Genomic DNA, 22546 nt, shown 5'->3' on the forward strand with positions numbered 1-22546 from the left:
GCAAAGTGCAACGTCGTCTCTACACAGGCAACGATCCGCGCCGCGCGCACAGCATCGAAGAGTTACGTGCGATGGCGGCTCGGCGCGTACCGAACTTCTGCTTCGAATACGTCGAAGGTGGTTCGGAGCAGGAAGCCACCCTGCAGCGCAATCGGGACGTGTTCTCGGAAATCGCGTTCAAGCCGCGCTCGCTCGTCGATGTGTCCAAACGCGACATAGGCATCACGTTGTTCGGACGCCGGAGCGCGGCGCCCTTCATGATCGGGCCGACAGGCTTCAGCGGGCTGTTGTCGCGGGAAGGGGACATCGCGATGGCAAGCGCCGCCGCCGCCGCAGGCATTCCGTTCATCCTGAGCAATGCATCGACGGTGCCGCTCGAACGTGTGATTGAGCTTGCGGGCGGCCGTGTATGGATGCAGGTGTACATGTATCGCACGCGGGATTTCGTCGCAAAGCTGGCCGATCGGGCACATCGCGCGGGCGTGGAAGCACTCGTGGTGACCACTGACAGCGCCATCTATGGCAAACGTGAATGGGATCTACGCAACTACGCACGGCCGCTCAAGCTCGACTTGCGCAATGCGCTCGATGTACTCGCCCATCCGCGCTGGATGATGGACGTACTGTGGCCACACGGCATGCCGCGCTTTGCCAACCTCGGCGATCTGCTGCCGCCGGGACAGGACAGCGTGCGCGGTGCAGCATCGGCGCTCGCCAAGGAGTTGGACCCGTCGCTGTCATGGGACGATATCCGCTGGCTGCGCGATCTCTGGCCCGGACGACTCATCGTCAAGGGGCTGCTTCATCCGGACGACGCCGCACGCGCTGTGGCGCTTGGAGCGGACGGCATCGTGCTGTCGAACCACGGCGGTCGCCAACTCGATGGCGCGGTCTCGGCGATGGACGTATTGCCCGAAGTTGTCGATGTCGTGAAGGGACGCCTGGCGGTGATGCTTGACGGCGGTTTCCGGCGCGGCAGCGATATCGTCAAGGCGATGGCCCTGGGCGCGGACGCGGTGCTTGTGGGCCGCGCGACCACTTGGGGACTGGCCGCCGGGGGCCGCTCGGGCGCGGATCGCGCCATCGAGATCTTGATGACTGAAGTTGATCGCGTCATCGGATTGTTGGGCTGTAGCAGCATCCAGGCGCTCGACCATCAGTATGTGCAATGGACGCCGCGCGCGCTTCGACAGACGAGCCACGGCGTAACACCATCCGGTCATCAATCAGTATTAGAAGCGGAGTGGCAATGAGCCAGACGAGCATCATGGAACACACGGACAAAAGATTGCCGGCCGATCACATTGAGCGGGTCGGCATGGTGGGACTGGGTCTGATGGGCAGCGCGATTGCCGAGCAGGTGCTGCAAAAGGGCTTTCAACTGTCGGCGCTCGCGCACCGCAGCCGGGCGGCGATCGATGCACTAATCGGGAAAGGCGCAACGGAAGCCCAAAGCGCTGCCGAACTCGCGGGCGGCTCCGATGTGGTACTCATCTGCGTCACCGGGACGCCGCAGGTGCGTGACGTCGTGTTCAGGGAGGACGGCCTGCTCGCTGGCGCGCATCCCGGACTGATCGTCATCGACAGCACGACGGCCGACCCCGAATTCGCCGACGAAGCGGCCGCCGCGTTCGCGGAGAAGGGCGCAGTCTTCCTGGACGCGCCTGTGAATCGCACGCCGAAGGAAGCGCGCGAAGGCAGGCTCAACGTGCTCGCTGGCGGCGATGCCGATGTGCTCCACCGCGTGCGGCCGCTGATGGCTGCCTATGCGGAGACGGTGCATCATCTGGGCGCGCACGGTTCGGGCTATAGGGCGAAGCTAATCCACAACTTCATCGCGCAGGCCAACGGTGCAATTCTTGCCGAAGCGTTCGGCACGGCCGCCAAGGCCAACCTCGATCTGCACGAATTTGCGGCGGTCTGCCGTCTCAGCGGTGCGCACAGCAAGACGTTCGATCGAATCATTCCGTTTCTGCTCGAGGGTGACGATAGCGGTCAGCAATTCGCGATTCGCAACGCCGCGAAGGATATGCGCTCGTACTCGCAGCTCGCCGCGGCGCAGTCGTCGACAGCCGTGATCGCTGAAGCGGTACGCCAGCTTTACGTGCTGGCGACCAATCTTGGGCATGGCGACAAGTATGTGCCGCATATCTTCAACGTATTGAAGGAGCTCAATGGCCTGCCGTCGGGGGATGGAAGGTCAGCATGATCGGCGGGGCGGGAGAACGGTGCTGTTGAGTCCTTGCCATGGCCTACAAGCTCCGATGCGCTGGTAGATCTCGCCGCTGAGCGTGGCGCTGTTTTTCATCCGTTGATGCGGTACGAACTGGTGCCTGCAGGCCATCCTGCCGCGCCTTGCAAACAGGACACAGACAACGATGCAAATCATTATTAAAACGGGCGACCAAAGTGCCGCCAATGCCGTGATTCGACTTAACCCGTTGGACGACGTGCTGATTGCTCGCCAACCGCTGCCTCAAGGCCTGACTCTCGCCAAGGAAGGCATTCAGGTGCGCCAACCCGTGCCAGCCGGCCACAAGGTGGCGGCCCGGGACATTGCCAAGGGCGAACCGCTGCGCCGTTACGGCCAGATCATCGGTTTTGCCAGCAAAGCCATCAGTGCCGGTGAGCATGTGCACGTTCATAATCTGGCTATGGGCGATTTTGCCCGCGACTACGCCTTCGGGGTCGACGCCAAAGGACAAACCGCTCCCATTGACGACACCTTCATGGGTATCGTGCGTTCGGATGGCCGGGTGGCGACGCGCAACTACATTGGCATTCTGACTTCGGTAAATTGTTCGGCCACGGTGGCGCGGGCCATCGCCGATTACTTTCGGCGGGACATCCATCCCCAGGCGCTGGCTGATTTCCCCAACGTCGATGGGGTTGTCGCACTCACTCACGGCGTCGGATGCGCGATCGACCCGGCAGGCGAGGCGCTTGGCATGTTGCAGCGCACGCTGGGTGGCTATGCGATTCATCCCAACTTCGCCGCTGTGCTGATGATTGGCCTTGGCTGTGAAACCAACCAAATCCCCGACCTGCTGGCTGCTCAAGGGCTGACATCCGGCGAAACCCTGCGCACTTTCACCATTCAGGGCACTGGCGGAACCACCAAGACCATCGCCAACGGCATCGCTCAGGTGAAAAACCTTCTTGCCAAGGCCAATCAGGTTGAGCGTGAACCGGTCAGTGCCCGGCACCTGACCGTGGGCTTGCAATGCGGTGGCTCGGATGGCTATTCGGGCATCACCGCAAACCCGGCACTGGGCAACGCGGTGGACCGTCTGGTGGCTGCAGGCGGCACTGCGATCCTTTCGGAAACGCCGGAAATCTATGGCGCCGAGCACTTGCTGACGCGCCGCGCCGTAAGCCGAGCGGTAGGTGAAAAGCTGCTCGCCAGAATCAAGTGGTGGGAAGCCTATTGCGAGCGCATGAACGCCGAAATGAATAACAATCCTTCGGCGGGCAACAAGGCTGGCGGCCTGACCACCATATTGGAGAAGTCCCTGGGCGCAGTGGCCAAGGCCGGTTCCAGCGATCTGGTGGATGTGTATGAGTACGCCCAAGCCGTACGTGCCCACGGCTTGGTGTTCATGGACACCCCGGGCTATGACCCGATATCCGCCACCGGGCAGGTGGCCGGAGGTGCAAACCTGATTGCGTTTACCACCGGACGCGGCTCTGCTTACGGCTGTGCTCCCGCGCCTTCGATCAAGCTGGCCACCAACAATCGTTTGTGGGAAACCCAGGAAGACGATATGGACGTCAACTGCGGCGGTATTGCCGACGGATCGATGACCATCGAAGAACGGGGTGATTATATCTACCAAATGATGCTGCGAATTGCGTCGGGCGAGCGAAGCAAAAGCGAAAGCCACGGTTACGGCCAGAACGAATTCGTACCATGGCAGATCGGAGCCATTACCTGACCCGGCACGCATCGATTTTTTGCTAAAGGAGCCATGAATGACGCGTCGAGAGGCGCGCGGGCGGATCGATCAAGCCAATACGCAGCATGTAATCGATCCGCTGCATCGGGCCGCTGTACTGTGAGCTCTGATTTTTCCACGCTTCGTGATCATTGAACCCCGAGGCTGGTCGGCGAGCGTCTTCCGGCGTTTTTCCACTCGCCGGCCCCTTTTGCGATCGGCACCACTCGTCCATTCGATCTGGCGATATCGCGGTCGTTCTCTACCCTTGCCCCCTCAGCAATCATCGATTGAGAGGAGGCCAGGATGACTTCATTTGCCCAACAAACCGATTGGTACGGTACCGCCAAAAGCGATTCGATTACCGGCAGCGATGGCAATAACATTCTCTACGGCAATGCAGGCAACGACGTTCTCACGGCGGGTGAGGGCGTTGGCGTCAGTGTATTGGTAGGCGGCGAAGGCCGTGATCGGCTGGTTGCCGGAAGCCACAGCGATACCTTTCGTTATCTCACCGAAAGCGACAGCTACTACGACAGCACCGGAGGCCACAGCGATCTGATCGTGGGTTTCGATCCCGCCAATGACATGCTGGACCTGACCACGCTGGGCATCGATGGGATTGGCCAGGGATACGGCGGCAAGGCTGACCTGATCTACAACCAGACGCTGGATCGCACCTACCTGCGAAGCTACGACCACGTCTATATTCCAGGCGAAGACCTCAAATATTTCAGGTGGCCTTGCAGGGCGACTTCCGTACGACACTTACCAACGCGAACTTCTGGAGTCTGGAAGCCAGAGATCGTTTCGACGACACGCTGACTGGAACGGACGGTGGCCAGGAAACCCTGTCTGGTGAGTTGGGACGTGACACGCTCAACGGTGCGGGAGGCGATGACCGCATCGACGGCGGGCGCGACGGTGACACGCTGACCGGTGGCAGTGGCGGCGACATTTTCTTTTTTGCCGGCGTGATGGACAGCTATAGGGTCGATACCACCGATGTGCGCGGTCGTGACGTGATCACCGACTTCAACGCCGCGGATGGTGATCTGGTGGACCTTTCGATACTCGGTTTTACCGGTCTGGGCGATGGCCATCACGGCACTTTGAAGCTCAGCGTCAACGCAGCGGGCAACCAGACGGCTCTCAAATCGCTGGATAACGATGCCGAAGGTCGCGGCTTTGAAGTCCTTTTCAAGGGCGACGTGCGCGACGATCTCAGCCAAGGCGGCGTGATCTTCGCAACCAACGACACCTCGACCGTGATCGAACATCAGATCGATTTGGTCGGCGCGCCCCCTGCCACTGCAGATGTCGTCTGAACCTTGTGCCGGAGAAAAACGCAGCGGGCGCGGAGGACCTTTATGAGCGCTCGGCAACGTCACTCCGCTATTGCGTTGATCAGTCGCGGGCTGATGAGCCCCAGCTTCACGCCGAAGGTCGGCGAACGATGGACTGGGCGGGAAAGCTGAACTAAAAATTGACTGGTAAGTCAGGATAATCAGCGACATCTTTCCCTTCACAAGGACCCCACCATGCGAATCTATACCCTTGAATACCTGTTCAACGACGAACCGCGAACGCACCGGTTCGAACTCAAACAGCCGGAGCTGCCTGTTCATGAGGCGGCCATGCACCTTCTCCAGCTGCATTTCGGAGACTCGGAGAACAGTCTGATCATGCCCAATGGCGATGCGTCGCCAGCAGAAATTCTGCAGCAGGCTGAGCGAGACGGACTGACGGATATCAAGGTCGTCGGCCAACTCGCCTGAGGCGCAGTACGCATGCAATAGCCCAAACCCTGGCGAATGCCGGGGTGCGTCGTTTCATGCCGGCATTTGAAAAAAACCGCATTACCCCACAGAATCGCGCCCCGATCCGGCGGCAACTTGCCGCAAGTTCAAGGTGGAGTGGGGCGGCAGGTGAACGAACAGACATTGTCCATGCGTCTGGAACGGGTGGCGGCACATGTGCCAGCGGGAGCGCGCCTGGCCGATATCGGTTCGGATCACGGCTACTTACCGGTGGCGCTGTTGCGTCGCGCTGCTATCGTGGCAGCGGTGGCCGGCGAAGTTGCGTTGACGCCGTTCCAGGCCGCCCTGCGCACGGTGCATGAGAGTGGCTTCGGCCAGCAGATCAGTGTGCGCCTGGCCAATGGCCTGGCAGCTATCGAGGCCGAAGACCAGATCACGGCGATCAGCGTCTGCGGCATGGGCGGGGAGACGATCCGCGACATCCTCGATAGCGGCAAGTCACGCCTGAGTGGTCGGGAGCGTCTGATCCTCCAGCCCAACGGCGGCGAGCAGCCCTTGCGCCAATGGTTAATGGACAATGATTACCGCATCCTCTGCGAAGAAGTGCTGCGGGAAAACCGCTTCAACTACGAGATCATCGTCGCCGAACGAAGTGGGCCCGTGCTGTATACCGCCGAGCAGCTGTTCTTCGGCCCTCTGCAGATGCAGGCTCGCAGCGCGGCGTTCCTGCTCAAGTGGCAGCGGATGCTCATTGTGAAGCGGCGGACATTGAATAATTTCGCCCAAGCACGCCGGGCTGTGCCCGATGAGAAGCTGCAAGAGCTGACCCGGCAGATTGAATGGATTGCCGCGTTGCTCGACGGCACCTGAAACCTGAGCCTGACCGGCGGTGAGCGATCACTGACCTGCCTGATCCTCATGCACGCCTTCGATAGCCAGCAATTGCGCCAGTATCTCGCTCGCTTGCGCGCCTGAAGTGCGCACCAGCTCGATGGTGATGTTGTCAGTGCCTTCGCGGCTGCCTTTCTCGACGATGAACTGCTTGACCTTGCTCGAACGGTTGCCCATCACGTCGTTGAGCTTGCCCATGGTCAGGACCTGCGGTGGCGCCACCAGTTTCAGCACGTGTACTTTGATCCGGTTGCGGTAAGCACGCTCGATGGGTTTGATCGCCACCAGAATCACCAGAATGATGAACGTAGCGGCGGTGCCGACGGCATACAGACCGCCGCCCACAGCCAGGCCGATCGCCGCCACGGTCCACAGACTCGCGGCTGTCGTCAGCCCTCGGATCACCTCGCCACGCAATAGGATCGAGCCTGCGCCGAGAAAACCGATGCCTGAGACCACTTGCGCCGCGACGCGCGACGGGTCGAGTTCGGTATGGGCCATTTGCAGCGCATCATTGAAACCGAAAGCGGAGACGATCATCAGCAGGCATGACCCCACGCACACCAGCATGTGGGTTCGCAGTCCGGCCGCCCACAACAGGCGTTCGCGCTCAAGGCCGATCAGGCTGCCGAGTAATGCGGCCAGCAAAAGTCGTACGCACATTTCCCAATCGCTGAGCATCGCGTTGTCCTGAACATTTTGTATTGAGGATGGACCGGAGGCGCAAGACGTTGGTTCAGTTTGTACTCCGACTCTCATGCGTCGGCACTTTCAAGCCTGGGCGGGAGAGAGCGGTTCTCAAAGCAGAAGATTTTTTTCTTTGGCTTGCTTGACTTCTCTTTTTCAATCAGTAAGATAGCTCGCATTCCGCGATAGCTCAGTTGGTAGAGCAAGTGACTGTTAATCACTGGGTCCCTGGTTCGAGTCCAGGTCGTGGAGCCAAACGAAACACTGAAAAGGCCAGCGCATAGCTGGCCTTTTTTGTTTTTGCTGCTTTATCACCTCATCCCTCCACGCGTGCCAGCTGACCATTCCGTCAGATGTCCTCGCGACCTAACACAATCCTCTGCAATTGCCTCATCAATTATGCCGATATCAACAATTCGTGAAAAAAGTGTGAATTTCTTGTGAAAGGAGCATTCTCTCTACCAACGATTCAGCCCGAGTTATTCGGGCAACTGGTGGAGCATTACATTGCAAACGACGCACGACGATTTGAAAACCGCCTCACTTGGGGTGCTACTGAGACTGATCCTGGTCGGGGTTGCATTCGCCATGATCTGGCTGGATATCGCAGTGTTCCGCACGGAAATTCTGGAAATTTCATTTACTGAAATCGCTCAAGAAGTGATGTTGTTCGGCTGTGCACTGTTGTTCTGGATGGCGCCGGGCTCGGTAGAGAGTCGGGGGTTCCGGATCCTTGCTGGCGGCTTCTTTGCCTGCTTGTTGATGCGGGAACTCGACGGACTGTTCGATCCGATCAGCCACAGTGCCTGGTGTTGGCCTTTCAGTCTCATCGCTTTGGTATGCGTTGGCTTGGCGTTCAAGCCGGCCAATCGCAGTAATACCTTTGTCGTGCTGGCTAACTTCACTCGCACTCCGGCGTTCGGGGCGCTTTCGACCGGTCTGGGTGTCCTGGTCTTTTCTCGGATTTTCGGAATGGGCGCTTTATGGCATCTGATTTTGAACGAGGGTTATGCCCGGCTTGCTAAAACAGCGGTGGAGGAAGGTATAGAGCTATTGACGTACGGGATGTGGCTGGCGGCTTCAGTTGAGTATTTCCTGTCACAGCGCGCCGCCAAGGTAGGGAAAAAGACCGAGCGCCAGGCGATGCGGATTGAAGACGGAATCCCGATGCACCGTTGAAACTGTAGGAGTACCAATAAGAGTCGAGTAGATAGGTCAGCAGCGCACATTAGCTAGACGATCAAGATGAATTGTATTTATTATCTTTAAGTATTTAATGAATAGTATTAATAACAATTTCATCTAACGTTAGATCGTCGCGTTCACCTCCGTGCCGACTGGCCCGGACTGACGGCGGCCCACCGATACAGCTACTTGAGATCCTCATGAGTCAGACTCTTCAACAAATGCGCCTGGGACTGTTCATCCAGGCTGCAGGACATCACGCCAGCGGATGGCGCTATCCCGGCGCCGAAAGCGGCAGCGAAAATTTTGCACTGATCAAAAAGCTGACTCTGGCCGCCGAGCGCGCGTGTCTGGACATGGTGTTTTTCGGCGACAAGTTGGTGACCAGCCCACAGGAACATCCCTCAATGATCGTGCGTTTCGAGCCGTTGACGTTGCTCGGTTCACTGGCGTCGATCACTGAAAAAATCGGCCTGGCGGCGACTGCTTCCACGACCTATGGCGAGCCATACACCGTCGCTCGCCAGTTTGGCACCCTGGACCACATCTCTTCCGGCCGCGCCGCTTGGAACGTCGTCACAACCGGTTATGACAGCGCCGCGAATTTCTCCCGGGCCACTCACCCCAATCACGATCTGCGATACGAAGTGGCGGAGGAATTCGTCGACGTAGTGAGGGGCCTGTGGGACAGCTTCGATGACGATGCCTATGTGCGCGATGCCGAGGCCGGGGTCTACCTGGATGCCGACAAGATGCATCGGCTGGAGCATAGAGGTCAGCATTTCAGCATCGATGGTCCGTTGAATCTGACCCGCAGCCCGCAAGGCCACCCGGTATTGATCCAGGCGGGGTCCAGCGGGCCGGGCATGACGCTCGCCGCACGGATTGCCGAGGTGGTGTTCACCGCCCAACAGGATATCGAGACGGCCCGACAATTTTACAGCGACCTCAAGCGTCAGGTCGTGGCACAGGGACGCAACCCCGCGCATTGTCTGGTGATGCCCGGCATCATGCCGATCCTTGGCGCGACCGCCGCCGAAGCTCAGGCGAATTTCGAGCGCCTGCAGCAGTGGACGAACATCGATAACGCATTGACCCTGGTAGGCGAGCGTCTGGGGCAGGACGTCCGGGGGCTGGACCTGGATAAGCCTCTGCCAGAGCTGCCCCTGCCGGAGAACATGAAAAGCCGCGCCAGACTGTTGATAGACATGAGCCATAGAGACGGTCTGACCCTGCGCCAGATCTGCAACCTCGTGGCTGGTGCGCGCGGGCACAAGATCGTCGTGGGCACTCCGGAGCAAGTCGCGGACGAGATGATCGCCTGGTTCGAAGGCGAGGCTGCGGACGGTTTCAACCTCATGCCATCGCACTTCCCCGAGGGCCTGGAGCTGTTCATCAGCGGTGTTCTACCGATCCTGCGCCAGCGCGGAATCTTTCGTCATGAGTACAGTGGCAGTACCCTGCGTGAGCATCTCGGCCTGCCGCGCCCGGCGCACCGTCGATGGAAGGCGTAGTGATAATGGCTCGTCCCCCGGGCCAGACATGCTTATGGCAAGCGTTTCTCGGGAAGAGCTCAAATAGAGTCCAATATTTCGCTGCTCACGATCACGCCCGAACGGGATAGCTGATCCATGAACCCATCGGCATTCCACAGTAGCTTTCCAGTGATTCAGGCCCCTCGCCGATCTGATGAAGGGCAGTGTATCGATTGAGCCTAGGCAATCACGTCGTGCAGAAAGGCCTTGACGATGGACTTGACCGAGGGATTGACCTTCAGGTCGTTGAGCTCTTTAGCGGTGAACCACCTGCAATCGGCGATTTCATTTTTAGGCGTCGGCGTCGCCATGAAGGTGACCGATACCTCAAACACATGATGCAGGACGCTTTCACCCTCGAAACGCGAGACGTACGCCAATTCTTGAAGGATCAATCCGGTTTCTTCACGCAATTCCCGCGCCGCCGCCTCGGCTGGAGACTCATTGGCCTCAACCTTGCCGCCGGGTAGCGTCCAACGGGCTTTGGGCTTGCGCACATACAGAATCTGATTATCCCGACGGCAAATTACTGTGGCTCGTTCTTTCATTGGCTATTCCTCCACCGTACAACCTGTGAGATGCGCACTGCTTACGCTTCGTCACGCGATTGTCACAAAAGCTTCATATAAGGCTTTGAAGCACTAACGGTGCCAATGTTCCCCCAGACTGAATATCGCCAGGGTTGACGCGTCCTTGAACGATTGCAGCCTGGCGAATAACGACTCGCCGAAGGCTGCGATCCCGTTATGGTTTTTTGACCTCATGCTTTTTATCAGGGGCAGAATGCTTGCGCTCGTTGGTTGGCGTCGCAGTGCCCTTGGATGACGCAGGTTCGGAAGCCTTCTGCTGAGTGCCGGCTGGCGCGGGAGCAATCGGCTTTTTGTCGTAGCCCTGTGCGTCGCTGCCATTGCCGCCAGCGGGCGAGGATGGATCGATGCCCGGTGGCAGCCCCGCCCCGGTCTGCTCCGATGCCGCCAGTGCGAAGTTGCTCGATAGCAGCGGCGCGGTTCCGAAGATCAGTAGCCCGGTCAACAGCAGGCTCGATGCTGTACGCGTGGTCATGACATGCCTCCCATGAGGGGTCGTTATCTGCATTTAGGCCACTGAACGGAGGCCAATGTGCCGCCCACGTGACGAACGGTATGCATCGCGCGAATCCAGGGCTTGTCGCTGATTTCCAATCGAACCAACGGTAGCCTGCGCCGCCCCTCGGTGGCGCGCCACGCACAACGGTGAGGCGGAGCTACACAGTTATTGTGGCGATCGGTAGCGCCGCCGGGATCGGTATTTTCCGGTCCGCCCGGCACCTGATCGCCGCTACCCCTTGATATTCCGAGCTTTTCATTCGCTGTTTTTTTCCTGCACTTGTGTGGCACACTTTCTGCTGTTCATTCCGTTGTTACATACTCACTTCCGGTATAGCGGAATAAACACTTTCTCGGCGGAGTTCAACACATGCATCGCGGACCTTCTTTTCTGAAAGCTTGTGCGTTCGTTCTGGCAGCAACGGCGACACTGGCGACCGCTGCTCAGGCAGCCGACAGCAAGCTCGACAGCGTATTGCAGCGCGGCCATTTGGTCGTCGGCACAGGCAGCACCAATGCCCCGTGGCATTTTCAGGGTACAGACGGCAAATTGCAGGGCTTCGATATCGACATCGCGCGCATCGTCGCCAAGGGCCTGTTCAATGATCCGAGCAAGGTCGAGTTCGTGGTGCAGTCTTCCGATGCGCGGATTCCGAATCTTCTGACTGACAAAGTGGACATGAGCTGTCAGTTCATCACTGTGACCGCCAGCCGCGCGCAACAGGTTGCCTTCACTCTGCCGTACTACCGCGAGGGCGTCGCGCTGCTGCTCCCGGCCAACAGCAAATACAAGGAAATCGACGATCTGAAAGCGGCGGGCGACGGCGTTACCGTTGCCGTGTTGCAGAACGTCTACGCCGAGGAGTTGGTGCATCAGGCGCTGCCGCAAGCCAAGGTCGATCAATACGACAGCGTCGACCTCATGTATCAGGCGATCAACTCGGGCCGTGCCGACACCGCTGCCACCGACCAGTCCTCGGTCAAATATCTGATGGTGCAGAACCCTGGCCGTTATCGCTCGCCAGCGTTCGCCTGGAGCCCACAGACTTACGCCTGTGCCGTGAAACGCGGCGATCAGGACTGGCTGAACTTCGTCAATACCGCGCTGCATGAAGCCATGACCGGTGTCGAATTCCCTACCTATGCCGAGTCCTTCAAGAAATGGTTCGGCGTCGATCTGCCGGTTCCACAGATCGGCTTCCCTATGGAATACAAGTAATTCGACCTGCAATTGACGGGGCAGGGAAGGCCGTGATGCCTTCCCGTCCCAGGTACTACCGACCATGAATTATCAGTTGAACTTTGCAGCGGTCTGGCGGGATTTTCCCAGTCTGCTGGCGGGGCTGGGGCTGGGCCTTGAACTGGCGCTGATCTCCATCGCCATCGGCTGCGTGATCGGCCTGATGGCGGCCTTCGCGATGCTGTCCCGATACCGCGCGCTGCGGATGGTGTCTTCGGTATATGTCACGGTGATCCGCAACACGCCGATTCTGGTGCTGATCCTGCTGATCTACTTTGCCTTGCCCAGCCTTGGGATTCGTCTGGACAAGATTCCTTCGTTCATCGTCACCCTGTCGTTGTATGCCGGGGCGTACCTGACCGAAGTATTCCGCGCAGGCCTTCTGAGCATTCACAAGGGCCAGCGTGAAGCAGGGTTGGCGATCGGGTTGGGAGAGTGGCAGGTGCGGGCCTACATCATCGTGCCGGTGATGCTGCGCAACGTGCTGCCGGCACTGTCGAACAACTTCATCTCGCTGTTCAAGGACACCTCGCTGGCAGCCGCCATCGCCGTGCCGGAACTGACTTACTACGCGCGCAAGATCAATGTCGAAAGCTACCGGGTGATCGAAACCTGGCTGGTGACCACGGCGCTGTATGTCGCGGCCTGTTACCTCATCGCCATACTCTTGCGCTACCTCGAACAGCGCCTGGCGATTCGCCGATAGGAGGCTCGCGACATGTACGAACAACCTACCTGGCTGCATGAATTGTGGATCGCTCGCGAAGCGTTGTGGAGCGGATTTCTGACCAGCGTGCAGTGCGCGGGTCTGGCGATCATCTTCGGCACCGTGATCGGCGTGTTTGCCGGGCTGATCCTGACCTACGGCAAGTTGTGGGCGCGTCTGCCGTTTCGTTGCTATGTCGACCTGATCCGCGGCACACCGGTCTTCGTGCTGGTGCTGGCCTGCTTTTATATGGCGCCGGCCCTGGGCTGGCAGATCAGCGCATTCAACGCGGGCGCGTTGGGGCTGACACTGTTTTGCGGCTCCCACGTCGCGGAAATCGTGCGCGGCGCGTTGCAGGCGATTCCCCGAGGACAGCTGGAAGCGGGCAAAGCCATCGGCCTGACCTTCAATCAGTCGCTCAGCTATGTACTGCTGCCGCAAGCGTTGCGCCAAATCCTCCCGACGTGGGTGAACTCATCCACCGAAATCGTCAAGGCCTCGACCTTGCTCTCGGTCATCGGCGTGGCCGAGTTGCTGCTCAGCACCCAGCAAGTGATCGCGCGCAACTTCATGACCTTGCAGTTTTACCTGTTCGCCGGATTTCTCTTCTTCGTCATCAACTACGCCATCGAGCTTCTTGGGCGGCAAATCGAAAAACGGGTGGCCTTGCCATGACACAGACTCAAACCGCGACTGCCGCCCCGGCACTGCTGAGCATTGAAGGGCTGCACAAATCCTACGGCCCTGTGGAAGTGCTCAAGGGTGTGGACCTCACGATGAACAAGGGCAACGTGGTGACCCTGATCGGCTCCAGCGGCTCGGGCAAGACCACACTGCTGCGTTGCGTGAATCTGCTGGAAGAGTTTCAGGGCGGGCATATTCGCCTGGAAGGCCAGGACATCGGTTACAGCGAGATCAATGGCAAGCGTGTCCGCCATCCCGAGAAAGTCATCGCCCAACACCGTGCGATGACCGGCATGGCGTTCCAGCAATTCAATCTGTTTCCGCACCTGACGGCGTTGCAGAACGTGACGCTGGGCCTGCTCAAGGTCAAGAAACTGCCCAAGGATCAGGCGGTCGCCCTGGCAGAGAAGTGGCTGGAACGGGTTGGCTTGCTGGAACGTCGCAATCATTACCCAGGTCAGCTTTCCGGCGGCCAGCAACAACGTGTGGCGATCGCCCGAGCTATTGCCATGAATCCGAGCCTGATGCTGTTCGACGAAGTGACTTCGGCCCTGGACCCGGAACTGGTGGGTGAAGTGCTCGGCGTGATCAAGGGCCTGGCGGAAGAGGGCATGACCATGCTGCTGGTGACCCATGAAATGCGCTTTGCGTATGAAGTGTCCGATCAGATCGTGTTCATGAATCAGGGCCGCATCGAGGAGCAGGGCCCGCCCAAGACGTTGTTCGAGCAGCCGAAGTCGGCTCGCTTGACAGAATTTCTCAAGAACATCCGTTTTTAAACGCTCAATCCAAGGAGATTTTTATGAGCATTACTCGTTACGGCGCCGGTAGCACTGCAGGTGGCGGCCAGCCACGTCCTTTTGCCCGTGCCGTGGAGGCCGATGGCTGGCTGCATGTGTCCGGCCAGGTCCCGGCGCAAAACGGCGAAATCATTGTGGGTGGCATCGTGGAACAGACTCACCAGACCATGAAGAATCTGGTCGCGATCCTTACCGAGGCCGGTTACGGCCTGGAAGACGTGGTGCGCGTGGGCGTCTGGCTGGAAGACCCACGGGATTTCTGGAGCTTCAACAAGGTGTTCGGCGAATACTTCAAGCCCGAACACGCCCCCGCGCGGGCCTGTGTGCAGGCGAACATGATGGTCGATTGCAAGGTTGAGATCGACTGCATCGCTTACAAGAAGAAGGCGTAAGACAGCAGCGGTTTCAGCGACGCCGCTGATCTTGCTTGTGGGGGCGAATTCATTCGCGAGAGGTACGTACAGACGTCAGCTATCTATCGCCTGTCAGATCTCATCGCGAATGAATTCGCTCCCACAGGTCTGGGCCAGGCGGCTGGGCTGTGTACAACCGCTCAACCATCGCTCGCTGTAAACTGCCAGCCTTCTTTAAAGAGACACTGCGCTCAATGGAAAGCCAACCATGACCGAAGACACCATCAAACGCCGGGCACGTGGTCTGGACCGGGCGTTCGATATCCTCGATTTTCTCAAGGAAAAGGGCACGCCGTTGCGCCCGAACGAAATTGCCAGTGGCATTTGCAGCCCGAAATCGACGGTCTATGAGCTGGTCAGCTCGTTGCTGGAGCGGCGCATTCTCGAAGCCGTGGGTAAGGACGGCCATGTCTATCTGGGGCGTCAGCTGTATTTCCTCGGGCAGGCGCATCTGCGTCATTTCGACTTCACCCGCGAGGCTGAAGTGAGTCTGGGCGAAATCGTCGAGCAGACCCGCGAAACCGCACAGATGTGCCTGCTCAACGGCCGAAAATACACCGTCGCACTGATGAAAGAGGGCGCTCGGCATTTCCGCATTTCTTCGGACATCGGCGAGGACGCGCCAATCCCGTGGACGGCGTCAGGTCGCCTGTTGCTGGGGCACCTGAGCGATCAACAGATCATCGACCTGATCGACCCGGAGGACTTCATTCTCCCGGACGGCAAACGCTTGCCGCTGGAGACGTTTCTTGGCGAAATCCGCCAGGCCCATGAAGACGGTTTCTTTTCCTTCAACAGCATTGCCGACACCTTTACCCATTGCTTCGCCGCGCCGGTCAAGGACAAGCAGGGCATCTGCATCGCCACCCTGTGCATCGTCGCGCCCCGTGCCGACGCCACTGCGCACTACGATGATTACCGGCGCGTGCTGATCGATAGCGCCAACGGCCTTGCCCGCCGGGTCACTGATTGACGGGATTGACGAGGCATCGATTCGAGACCCCGTACCCACAAGAATTCTGGAGAACAGACATGACCGTTGCCACAGTAAAAAAGGACGCCGCAGTAGAAAAAGGCGCCGCCAATCCGGGCGACCAGTTGGTGCTGGATGTCAGCCTTCCGGCTTTGGTCATCCACAACAATGCGCTGGAACACAACCTGCGCTGGATGCAGAAGTTCGTCACCGACAGCGGCGCGGAACTCGCGCCCCACGGCAAGACCAGCATGGTTCCGGCACTGTTCCAGCGCCAGTTGCAACACGGTGCCTGGGGCATGACCCTGGCCACCGCCGTACAGACCCGCGCGGCCTACGCCCATGGCGTGCATCGGATATTGATGGCTAACCAACTGGTCGGCGCGCCAAACATGGCGATCATCGCCGAAATGCTCGCCGACACCATGTTCGACTTCCATTGCATGGTCGATCACCCGGACAACGTCAAGGCGCTGGGCGAGTTCTTCGCCGGCAAGGGCCTGCACCTCAACGTGATGATCGAGTACGGCGTGGTCGGTGGCCGTTGCGGTTGCCGCAGTGAGGCAGAGGTCATGGCCCTGGCTGACGCTATCGCTGCGCAGCCGGCCCTGAAGCTGACCGGTATCGAAGGCTACGAAGGTGTGATTCATGGTGAGCAGGCCGTCAGTGGCATTCGTCAGTTCGCCGCATCGCTGGTACGCCTGGCGGTGACCCTGCAGGACAAGGGCGCGTTCGCGCTGGACCGCCCGATCGTGACAGCCTCGGGCTCGGCCTGGTACGACCTGATCGCCGAAGAGTTCGACAAGCAGCAGGTCCGCGAGCGTTTTCTCAGCGTGCTGCGCCCTGGCAGCTACGTGGTACACGATCACGGCATTTATAAAGAGGCCCAGTGCTGCGTACTCGATCGCCGTCATGATCTGAGTGAGGGCCTGCAACCGGCCATGGAAGTCTGGGCTCACGTGCAATCGATGCCGGAGCCAGGTTTTGCCGTGATCGCACTGGGCAAGCGCGACGTGGCGTTCGACGCCGGTATGCCGAGCCCGATCAAGCGCTACAAGGCAGGCGTGGTCCCGGCTCAGGGCGATGATGTCAGTGCCTGCAAGGTGACCGCGGTCATGGACCAACATGCGTTCATGACCGTGGCGCCGGGTTGTGAACTGAAAGTGGGTGACATCATTTCCTTCGGTACTTCGCACCCTTGCCTGACTTTCGATAAGTGGCGCACGGGCTGTCTGGTCGGCGATGACCTGAGTGTCATCGAATCCTTTCAAACCTTCTTCTGACGGGAGTCTGTGATGAGCGAGCTGGTCAGTCACAATCATCCCCGGGTCGCCCTGATCGGCGAATGCATGATCGAGTTGCAGCAGCACGCCAACGGCACGCTCAAGCAGAGCTTCGGCGGCGACACGCTGAATACGGCGGTTTATCTGTCGCGGCTGCTGGGCTCGGCGTCGCAGGTGGATTACGTCACGGCGCTGGGCGATGACAGTTTCAGCGACGCCATGTGCCAGAGCTGGGCCGACGAAGGCATTGGTCTTAGTCGTGTGCAGCGCCTGCCGGGACGTTTGCCGGGGCTGTACTGCATCCAGACCGATGCCGATGGCGAGCGGCGTTTTCTGTATTGGCGCAATGAGGCGGCGGTACGCGAGTGTTTCACCACGCCATCTGCCGAGCCGATTCTGGCCGCGCTGCCGGAATACGATGTGCTGTATTTCAGCGGCATCACTCTGGCGGTGTTGGGTGAAGTAGGGCGGGCGCGGCTGCTGTCGAGCCTTGGCGATGCCCGTGATCGTGGCGCGCGGGTAGTGTTCGATAACAACTATCGGCCCCGACTCTGGCGTAGCGTCGATCAGGCGCGGCAGGCCTACCGCTCAGTGATGCATGAAGTGGACGTCGCGCTACTCACCGAAGAGGACGAACAGGCCCTGTTCGACTACACCGACAGCGAGCAGATCATGACGGCCTACCGGGATCTGGGGATTGCCGAAGTGCTAATCAAGCGCGGCGCGCAAAGCTGTCTGGTCTGCGCTGACAATCGTCGTTACGAAGTGGCCGCGCAACTGGTACAGAAGGTCATCGACACCACTGCGGCGGGGGATTCGTTCAGCGCAGCTTATCTGGCCCGGCGCCTGCGTGGCGGCAGCCCGGAAGAAGCGGCGCAGGCCGGACATCGATTGGCGAGCCTGGTGATCCAGCATCCGGGGGCGCTGATTCCGCGTAGCGTGATGCCAGGCTAATCTCCTGGCTTTACACATCCCGGTGGGAGTGAGTTTGCTCACGAAGGCATAGGTTAAGCGAGCAGATCATCGCCTGAAACGCCGCTTTCGTGAGCAAGCTCACTCCCGCATTGGCTTCGGTGCAAGTCCCGGGGGACGTGGGCCGTGACAGCCTCAATCCCGATAAAAAACCTGTACCAGGTGATAGCCGAACTTGCTCTTCACCGGGCCATGCACCGTGCGCAACGGTTTCTTGAAGATGATCTGGTCGATTGCCCCGACCATCTGCCCCGGCCGCACTTCACCCAGATCGCCGCCGCGCTTGCCAGACGGGCAGGTCGAATACTTTTTGGCCAGCACATCGAAGGCTTCGCCCTTGGCGATGCGTTGCTTGAGTTGCTCGGCCTCTTCGGCAGTCTTGACCAGAATATGGCGGGCTTGAGCTTTCATGTTGAAATCGCCTCGATAAAAAAGCCGCGCATTATGCCCTTGCCGCACGATTTCAGGTAATTTCCTTCACCTCGGCCAGACGAGCGTTGCGCTGCCGTCTTGCCTTGGGCCGAACGTTGTCACGGGTCGATGGTCGCACCTACAAGCTTCACGTGTAGCGTCGATTTGCATTTTCTTAAACCTTTATGTGCGGTGTGACTTATGGATTTTCCGGCGTTGTTGAAGGTTCTGGCCACCCAGGACGGATCGGACCTCTACCTTTCCACCGGTGCGCCGCCCTGCGCCAAGTTCAACGGCGTGCTCAAGCCGCTGGGCACCGAAGCGTTCAAGCCCGGCGATGTCGCCGTGATTGCTGATGGCATCATGGACACCGAGCAGCGTCAGGATTTCGAGCGCGAGCTGGAAATGAACCTGGCATTTTCCTTGTCCGGGATTGGCCGCTTCCGGATCAATATCTTCAAGCAGCGCAATGAAGTGTCCATCGTGGCGCGGAACATCAAACTCGATATTCCCAGGTTCGAAGACCTGCATCTGCCACCGGTTCTGCTCGACGTGGTCATGGAAAAACACGGTCTGGTGCTGTTCGTCGGCGCCACTGGTTCAGGCAAGTCCACTTCGCTGGCGGCCTTGATCGACCACCGCAACCGCCACGCCAGCGGGCACATCATCACCATTGAGGATCCGGTGGAGTTCATCCACAAGCACAAGAAATCGATCATCAATCAACGGGAAGTCGGGGTTGATACCCGAAGCTTTCATGCGGCCTTGAAAAACACCCTGCGTCAGGCGCCGGACGTGATCCTGATCGGCGAAATCCGTGATCGGGAAACCATGGAGCATGCCCTGGCGTTCGCCGATACCGGGCATCTGGCAATCTCGACCCTGCACGCCAACAATGCCAATCAGGCCCTGGACCGCATCATCAACTTCTTCCCCGAGGAACGGCGTGCGCAGTTGCTGCACGATCTGGGCAACAACCTCAAGGCGTTCGTTTCCCAGCGACTGGTCAAGACCAAGGATGGCAAGCGCCGGGCAGCGGTGGAAGTGATGCTCGGTACGCCGACCATCCGTGACCTGATTCACCGCAACGAGCTGACCGAGCTCAAGGGCATCATGGAGAAGTCCACCAATCTGGGGATGCAGACCTTCGACAATGCGCTATACGACCTGGCAGTGGAAGGGGCGATCACCGAAGATGAGGCGCTGAAAAATGCCGACTCGGCGAACAACGTTCGTTTGCGCCTGAAGCTGCATGACGAAGGCGGCGTGGCCGCTATCTCCACACAACCGCCGGCGCCGCAGCCGGCCGCGCAAATGGACGTCAAGGATTGGGGGCTGGTAGACGAGCGGGATGAGCCCGGAAGTTAAGGTCCTCCACTACGCTGTGGGGGTGAGTTCACACAACGATTAAGGGGGCACAAAACTTGTGGGAGCGAATTTATTCGCGAGAGGCCCATCCTGTCGATGCATCTCTACACTGGCTGACTATCTTCGTGAATGAATTCGCTCGCACAGAGGGACCATGTTCGCTCAGTGACGATGCGGCGTGAGGACCTCAGCAATGAAAGGGACCGCAACCTTTATCGCGCCAACCATCCGCCATCGATATTCCACGCCGCCCCACGCACCTGGGCACCGGCGTCGCTGCACAGAAACAGCGTCAGCTCGCCCAATTGCGTCGGGGTCACGAACTCCAGCGACGGCTGCTTCTCGGCCAGCAGGTCATGTTTGGCCTGTTCCAGATCACCCGTCTCGGCAGCCCGATCATCGATCTGCTTCTGCACCAGAGGCGTCAGCACCCAGCCGGGACAGATGGCATTACAAGTGACATTGCTGGCGGCGGTTTCCAGGCCGACGACCTTGGTCAGCCCGATCACCCCATGCTTGGCCGCGACATAGGCCGCTTTGCCCGTCGAGCCCACCAGCCCGTGCACCGAAGCGATATTGACGATCCGGCCCCAACCCTTCGCGCGCATGCCCGGCAGGCACAGGCGAGTGCTGTGGAACACCGAGGAGAGATTGATCGCAATGATCTTGTCCCAACTTTCGACCGGAAAATCCTCGACCGCATCCACGTGCTGAATCCCGGCATTGTTCACCAGAATGTCGACCCCGCCGAATTCACGCTCGGCGTAAGCGATCATGTCGGCAATCTGCGCCACGTCACTCACGTCCGCCGGGTGATGGCCAACCTTGCCGCCGAATTGCTTGACCTGTTCGATTACCGCCGACGCATCGCCGAAGCCGTTCAACACCAGATTGGCGCCGGCCTTGGCCAGGGTCAGTGCGATGCCCAGACCGATGCCACTGGTGGAGCCGGTGACCAATGCGGTTTTGCCTTGCAGACTCATGTTGGATTCCTCATACGATGCCGGTTACATAGAAAGTGGCAATGACCACGAAAACCGCCAGGGTCTTGATGATGGTAATGCTGAAAATGTCCTTGTACGCCTCACGGTGAGTCAGGCCGGTGACCGCCAACAGCGTGATCACCGCGCCGTTGTGCGGCAGCGTGTCCATGCCACCGCTGGCCATGGCTGCCACGCGGTGTAGCACTTCCAGGGGGATGTTGGCGGCATGGGCCGCGGCGATGAAACTGTCAGACATCGCCGCCAGCGCGATGCTCATTCCGCCCGACGCGGAGCCCGTGATGCCCGCGAGCAATGTCACGGTGATCGCTTCGTTGATCAGTGGATTGGGGATCGACTTGAGTCCGTCGGCCAGTACCAGAAACCCCGGTAGCGAGGCGATGACCGCACCGAAACCGTATTCCGATGCGGTGTTCATCGCGGCCAGCAGGGCGCCGCTGACCGCGCCCTTACTGCCCTCGGCCAATTTCGACTTCACTGCGCTGAAGGCGAACAGCAGCACGAAGAGGATGCCTACCAGCAAAGCGGCTTCCACCGCCCAGATCGCCGTGATCTTGGCGATTTCGGTCTGTACCGGAGTGGCCATGCCGGGCAGGGCAAGGGTGTGAGTCTTGCCATACCACTGCGGAATCCATTGGGTGAACAGCAGGTTCATCACTCCCACCAGTAGCAGTGGCGCGAGGGCAATCCAGGGATTGGGCAACTGAATATCGGCAGGGGTTTGCGGCTCGTTGCGCAGTTCCGTGCCGTAGCCTTCGCCGGCACGCTGCGCCTTGTTGCGCTGGCGCTGGAGAAACAGCATGCCGGCGCAGAACACGAACACCGTGCCGATCAACCCGAGCCATGGCGCGGCCCAGGCGGTGGTATTGAAGAACGTCGAGGGGATGATGTTCTGGATCTGCGGCGTGCCGGGCAGGGCGTCCATGGTGAACGAGAAGGCACCAAGGGCAATCGTGGCCGGGATCAGCCGTTTCGGAATATCACTCTGACGGAACATCTCGGCCGCGAATGGATAAACCGCGAACACCACGACGAACAGTGACACGCCGCCATAGGTGAGCAGGGCGCAGACCAACACGATCACCAGCATCGCCTGACGTGTGCCCAACAGCTTGATAGCAGCGGCGACGATGGATCGGGAGAACCCGGACAGCTCGATCAACTTGCCGAACACGGCACCGAGCAGAAAAACCGGGAAGTAGAGTTTGACGAAACCCACCATCTTGTCCATGAACACGCCGGAGAAGGCGGGCGCCACAGCCGATGGATCAGTGAGCAATACCGCCCCGAGCGCGGCAAGGGGGGCAAATAGAATGACGCTGTAACCACGATACGCAGCAAGCATCAGCAGCGCGAGAGCAGCCAAGGCGATGATCACACTCATTGAGTGTCTCCTGTTGTTTTTGTTCTGGACGCGGTCGGGCCGCTTGACAGGAGGTATAGCTACTTCCGTGCCAGTTCGCTAAGCGTTTGAATTCATAAGAAATATTGTGATCATTTATAGCCTCATACGAGGTTTGTCTCGAAATAGAGACATTTCGCGGTGCAGGAGTCGAATACAGGCTTGCAAACGCTGAACATTTGTAGGAGCCGGCTTGCTGGCGAATGCGGTGGGTC

24 protein-coding genes and 1 tRNA gene are annotated in these 22546 nt (G+C 59.3%); 19 read left to right on the plus strand and 6 right to left on the minus strand.

Going from position 1 to position 22546, the window contains the following annotated elements; all coding sequences use genetic code 11:
* Positions 1-5: 5 nt before the first annotated feature.
* From ACRER8_RS09375 to ACRER8_RS09405, 7 genes are all read left to right on the plus strand, one after another.
* Positions 6-1253, plus strand: coding sequence for an alpha-hydroxy acid oxidase (locus ACRER8_RS09375; protein ID WP_431746049.1), 1248 nt, complete (start codon positions 6-8; stop codon positions 1251-1253).
* Positions 1250-2209: an NAD(P)-dependent oxidoreductase gene (locus ACRER8_RS09380; RefSeq protein ID WP_431746050.1), complete on the plus strand. Its 960-nt coding sequence runs from the start codon at positions 1250-1252 to the stop codon at positions 2207-2209. Before ACRER8_RS09375 ends, ACRER8_RS09380 begins: the two co-directional genes overlap by 4 nt.
* A 169-nt stretch (positions 2210-2378) precedes the next feature.
* On the plus strand, positions 2379-3935 hold the full coding sequence (locus ACRER8_RS09385) for a UxaA family hydrolase (protein WP_431746051.1): 1557 nt from the start codon (positions 2379-2381) through the stop codon (positions 3933-3935).
* A gap of 306 nt (positions 3936-4241) precedes the next feature.
* Positions 4242-4760, plus strand: a complete 519-nt coding sequence (locus ACRER8_RS09390; RefSeq protein WP_431746052.1) for a M10 family metallopeptidase C-terminal domain-containing protein — start codon at positions 4242-4244, stop codon at positions 4758-4760.
* Positions 4679-5263 carry a hypothetical protein gene (locus tag ACRER8_RS09395; protein ID WP_431746053.1) on the plus strand — a complete coding sequence of 195 codons (585 nt, stop codon included), beginning with the start codon at positions 4679-4681 and terminating at the stop codon, positions 5261-5263. Before ACRER8_RS09390 ends, ACRER8_RS09395 begins: the two co-directional genes overlap by 82 nt.
* Before the next feature lie 213 nt (positions 5264-5476).
* A complete protein-coding gene (locus ACRER8_RS09400) occupies positions 5477-5713 on the plus strand; it encodes a hypothetical protein (protein ID WP_431746054.1) in 237 nt (78 codons plus the stop codon).
* A 150-nt stretch (positions 5714-5863) separates the two neighbouring features.
* Positions 5864-6565 (plus strand): tRNA (adenine(22)-N(1))-methyltransferase, encoded by a 702-nt coding sequence (locus tag ACRER8_RS09405; RefSeq protein ID WP_431746055.1) that lies wholly within the window; start codon positions 5864-5866, stop codon positions 6563-6565.
* 27 nt (positions 6566-6592) lie between these two features.
* Here the strand turns inward: ACRER8_RS09405 and ACRER8_RS09410 are convergent, their stop codons facing one another.
* Positions 6593-7267 (minus strand): MgtC/SapB family protein, encoded by a 675-nt coding sequence (locus ACRER8_RS09410; protein WP_431746056.1) that lies wholly within the window; start codon positions 7265-7267, stop codon positions 6593-6595.
* Positions 7268-7452: 185 nt separating this feature from the next.
* Here ACRER8_RS09410 and ACRER8_RS09415 point away from each other — a divergent pair.
* The 3 genes from ACRER8_RS09415 (at position 7453) to ACRER8_RS09425 (ending at position 9972) form a co-directional block, all read left to right on the plus strand.
* Positions 7453-7528, plus strand: a tRNA-Asn gene (locus ACRER8_RS09415).
* Between the two features lie 252 nt (positions 7529-7780).
* On the plus strand, positions 7781-8452 hold the full coding sequence (locus tag ACRER8_RS09420) for a hypothetical protein (protein WP_431746057.1): 672 nt from the start codon (positions 7781-7783) through the stop codon (positions 8450-8452).
* A 206-nt stretch (positions 8453-8658) separates the two neighbouring features.
* Positions 8659-9972, plus strand: coding sequence for an LLM class flavin-dependent oxidoreductase (locus tag ACRER8_RS09425; RefSeq protein ID WP_431746058.1), 1314 nt, complete (start codon positions 8659-8661; stop codon positions 9970-9972).
* A gap of 200 nt (positions 9973-10172) precedes the next feature.
* Here the strand turns inward: ACRER8_RS09425 and ACRER8_RS09430 are convergent, their stop codons facing one another.
* Together ACRER8_RS09430 and ACRER8_RS09435 are read right to left on the minus strand one after the other, a co-directional pair.
* Complete coding sequence (locus tag ACRER8_RS09430) at positions 10173-10541, minus strand: NUDIX hydrolase (protein ID WP_431746059.1); 369 nt, start codon at positions 10539-10541, stop codon at positions 10173-10175.
* 196 nt (positions 10542-10737) lie between these two features.
* Entirely contained in the window at positions 10738-11055 is a 318-nt protein-coding gene (locus ACRER8_RS09435; RefSeq protein WP_431746060.1) for a hypothetical protein, read from the minus strand.
* Between the two features lie 393 nt (positions 11056-11448).
* Between ACRER8_RS09435 and ACRER8_RS09440 the strand changes: the two genes are divergently transcribed.
* The 8 genes from ACRER8_RS09440 (at position 11449) to ACRER8_RS09475 (ending at position 18131) form a co-directional block, all read left to right on the plus strand.
* Complete coding sequence (locus tag ACRER8_RS09440; protein WP_431746061.1) at positions 11449-12297, plus strand: transporter substrate-binding domain-containing protein; 849 nt, start codon at positions 11449-11451, stop codon at positions 12295-12297.
* 64 nt (positions 12298-12361) lie between these two features.
* Positions 12362-13024 (plus strand): amino acid ABC transporter permease, encoded by a 663-nt coding sequence (locus ACRER8_RS09445; protein WP_431746062.1) that lies wholly within the window; start codon positions 12362-12364, stop codon positions 13022-13024.
* A gap of 12 nt (positions 13025-13036) precedes the next feature.
* Positions 13037-13699 (plus strand): amino acid ABC transporter permease, encoded by a 663-nt coding sequence (locus ACRER8_RS09450; protein WP_431746063.1) that lies wholly within the window; start codon positions 13037-13039, stop codon positions 13697-13699.
* Positions 13696-14487: an amino acid ABC transporter ATP-binding protein gene (locus ACRER8_RS09455; protein ID WP_431746064.1), complete on the plus strand. Its 792-nt coding sequence runs from the start codon at positions 13696-13698 to the stop codon at positions 14485-14487. The genes ACRER8_RS09450 and ACRER8_RS09455 overlap by 4 nt, the downstream gene beginning before the upstream one ends.
* Positions 14488-14510: 23 nt before the next feature.
* The gene (locus ACRER8_RS09460) at positions 14511-14900 is read left to right on the plus strand and encodes a RidA family protein (RefSeq protein ID WP_431746065.1); all 390 of its coding nucleotides are present in this window, start codon (positions 14511-14513) and stop codon (positions 14898-14900) included.
* A 229-nt stretch (positions 14901-15129) separates the two neighbouring features.
* Complete coding sequence (locus tag ACRER8_RS09465) at positions 15130-15894, plus strand: IclR family transcriptional regulator (RefSeq protein ID WP_431746066.1); 765 nt, start codon at positions 15130-15132, stop codon at positions 15892-15894.
* 59 nt (positions 15895-15953) lie between these two features.
* Positions 15954-17177, plus strand: a complete 1224-nt coding sequence (locus tag ACRER8_RS09470; RefSeq protein WP_431746067.1) for an amino acid deaminase — start codon at positions 15954-15956, stop codon at positions 17175-17177.
* 12 nt (positions 17178-17189) lie between these two features.
* A complete protein-coding gene (locus tag ACRER8_RS09475) occupies positions 17190-18131 on the plus strand; it encodes a sugar kinase (protein ID WP_431746068.1) in 942 nt (313 codons plus the stop codon).
* A gap of 153 nt (positions 18132-18284) precedes the next feature.
* Here ACRER8_RS09475 and ACRER8_RS09480 read toward each other — a convergent pair whose 3' ends face one another.
* The gene (locus ACRER8_RS09480) at positions 18285-18560 is read right to left on the minus strand and encodes a peptidylprolyl isomerase (RefSeq protein ID WP_081568400.1); all 276 of its coding nucleotides are present in this window, start codon (positions 18558-18560) and stop codon (positions 18285-18287) included.
* A gap of 201 nt (positions 18561-18761) precedes the next feature.
* Here ACRER8_RS09480 and ACRER8_RS09485 point away from each other — a divergent pair, with 201 nt between their 5' ends.
* Positions 18762-19928 carry a PilT/PilU family type 4a pilus ATPase gene (locus ACRER8_RS09485; protein ID WP_431746069.1) on the plus strand — a complete coding sequence of 389 codons (1167 nt, stop codon included), beginning with the start codon at positions 18762-18764 and terminating at the stop codon, positions 19926-19928.
* Positions 19929-20140: 212 nt separating this feature from the next.
* On the opposite strand, the gene ACRER8_RS09490 is transcribed toward ACRER8_RS09485, so the two are convergent.
* Positions 20141-20911, minus strand: coding sequence for a 3-hydroxybutyrate dehydrogenase (locus ACRER8_RS09490; RefSeq protein ID WP_431746070.1), 771 nt, complete (start codon positions 20909-20911; stop codon positions 20141-20143).
* A 10-nt stretch (positions 20912-20921) separates the two neighbouring features.
* Positions 20922-22313: a GntP family permease gene (locus ACRER8_RS09495; RefSeq protein WP_431746071.1), complete on the minus strand. Its 1392-nt coding sequence runs from the start codon at positions 22311-22313 to the stop codon at positions 20922-20924.
* Positions 22314-22546 lie beyond the last annotated feature (233 nt).

The sequence above is a fragment of the Pseudomonas sp. genome, from assembly GCF_050739935.1.
Classification (GTDB): domain Bacteria; phylum Pseudomonadota; class Gammaproteobacteria; order Pseudomonadales; family Pseudomonadaceae; genus Aquipseudomonas.

Excerpts from the sequence above, each read along its gene's own strand:
- ACRER8_RS09380 (WP_431746050.1), top strand. The coding sequence starts at position 1,250 with ATGAGCCAGACGAGCATCATGGAACACACGGACAAAAGATTGCCGGCC.
- ACRER8_RS09385 (WP_431746051.1), top strand. The coding sequence starts at position 2,379 with ATGCAAATCATTATTAAAACGGGCGACCAAAGTGCCGCCAATGCCGTG.
- ACRER8_RS09390 (WP_431746052.1), top strand. The coding sequence starts at position 4,242 with ATGACTTCATTTGCCCAACAAACCGATTGGTACGGTACCGCCAAAAGC.
- ACRER8_RS09400 (WP_431746054.1), top strand. The coding sequence starts at position 5,477 with ATGCGAATCTATACCCTTGAATACCTGTTCAACGACGAACCGCGAACG.
- ACRER8_RS09410 (WP_431746056.1), bottom strand. The coding sequence starts at position 7,267 with ATGCTCAGCGATTGGGAAATGTGCGTACGACTTTTGCTGGCCGCATTA.
- ACRER8_RS09425 (WP_431746058.1), top strand. The coding sequence starts at position 8,659 with ATGAGTCAGACTCTTCAACAAATGCGCCTGGGACTGTTCATCCAGGCT.
- ACRER8_RS09430 (WP_431746059.1), bottom strand. The coding sequence starts at position 10,541 with ATGAAAGAACGAGCCACAGTAATTTGCCGTCGGGATAATCAGATTCTG.
- ACRER8_RS09435 (WP_431746060.1), bottom strand. The coding sequence starts at position 11,055 with ATGACCACGCGTACAGCATCGAGCCTGCTGTTGACCGGGCTACTGATC.
- ACRER8_RS09440 (WP_431746061.1), top strand. The coding sequence starts at position 11,449 with ATGCATCGCGGACCTTCTTTTCTGAAAGCTTGTGCGTTCGTTCTGGCA.
- ACRER8_RS09445 (WP_431746062.1), top strand. The coding sequence starts at position 12,362 with ATGAATTATCAGTTGAACTTTGCAGCGGTCTGGCGGGATTTTCCCAGT.
- ACRER8_RS09450 (WP_431746063.1), top strand. The coding sequence starts at position 13,037 with ATGTACGAACAACCTACCTGGCTGCATGAATTGTGGATCGCTCGCGAA.
- ACRER8_RS09455 (WP_431746064.1), top strand. The coding sequence starts at position 13,696 with ATGACACAGACTCAAACCGCGACTGCCGCCCCGGCACTGCTGAGCATT.
- ACRER8_RS09460 (WP_431746065.1), top strand. The coding sequence starts at position 14,511 with ATGAGCATTACTCGTTACGGCGCCGGTAGCACTGCAGGTGGCGGCCAG.
- ACRER8_RS09465 (WP_431746066.1), top strand. The coding sequence starts at position 15,130 with ATGACCGAAGACACCATCAAACGCCGGGCACGTGGTCTGGACCGGGCG.
- ACRER8_RS09470 (WP_431746067.1), top strand. The coding sequence starts at position 15,954 with ATGACCGTTGCCACAGTAAAAAAGGACGCCGCAGTAGAAAAAGGCGCC.
- ACRER8_RS09475 (WP_431746068.1), top strand. The coding sequence starts at position 17,190 with ATGAGCGAGCTGGTCAGTCACAATCATCCCCGGGTCGCCCTGATCGGC.
- ACRER8_RS09480 (WP_081568400.1), bottom strand. The coding sequence starts at position 18,560 with ATGAAAGCTCAAGCCCGCCATATTCTGGTCAAGACTGCCGAAGAGGCC.
- ACRER8_RS09485 (WP_431746069.1), top strand. The coding sequence starts at position 18,762 with ATGGATTTTCCGGCGTTGTTGAAGGTTCTGGCCACCCAGGACGGATCG.
- ACRER8_RS09490 (WP_431746070.1), bottom strand. The coding sequence starts at position 20,911 with ATGAGTCTGCAAGGCAAAACCGCATTGGTCACCGGCTCCACCAGTGGC.
- ACRER8_RS09495 (WP_431746071.1), bottom strand. The coding sequence starts at position 22,313 with ATGAGTGTGATCATCGCCTTGGCTGCTCTCGCGCTGCTGATGCTTGCT.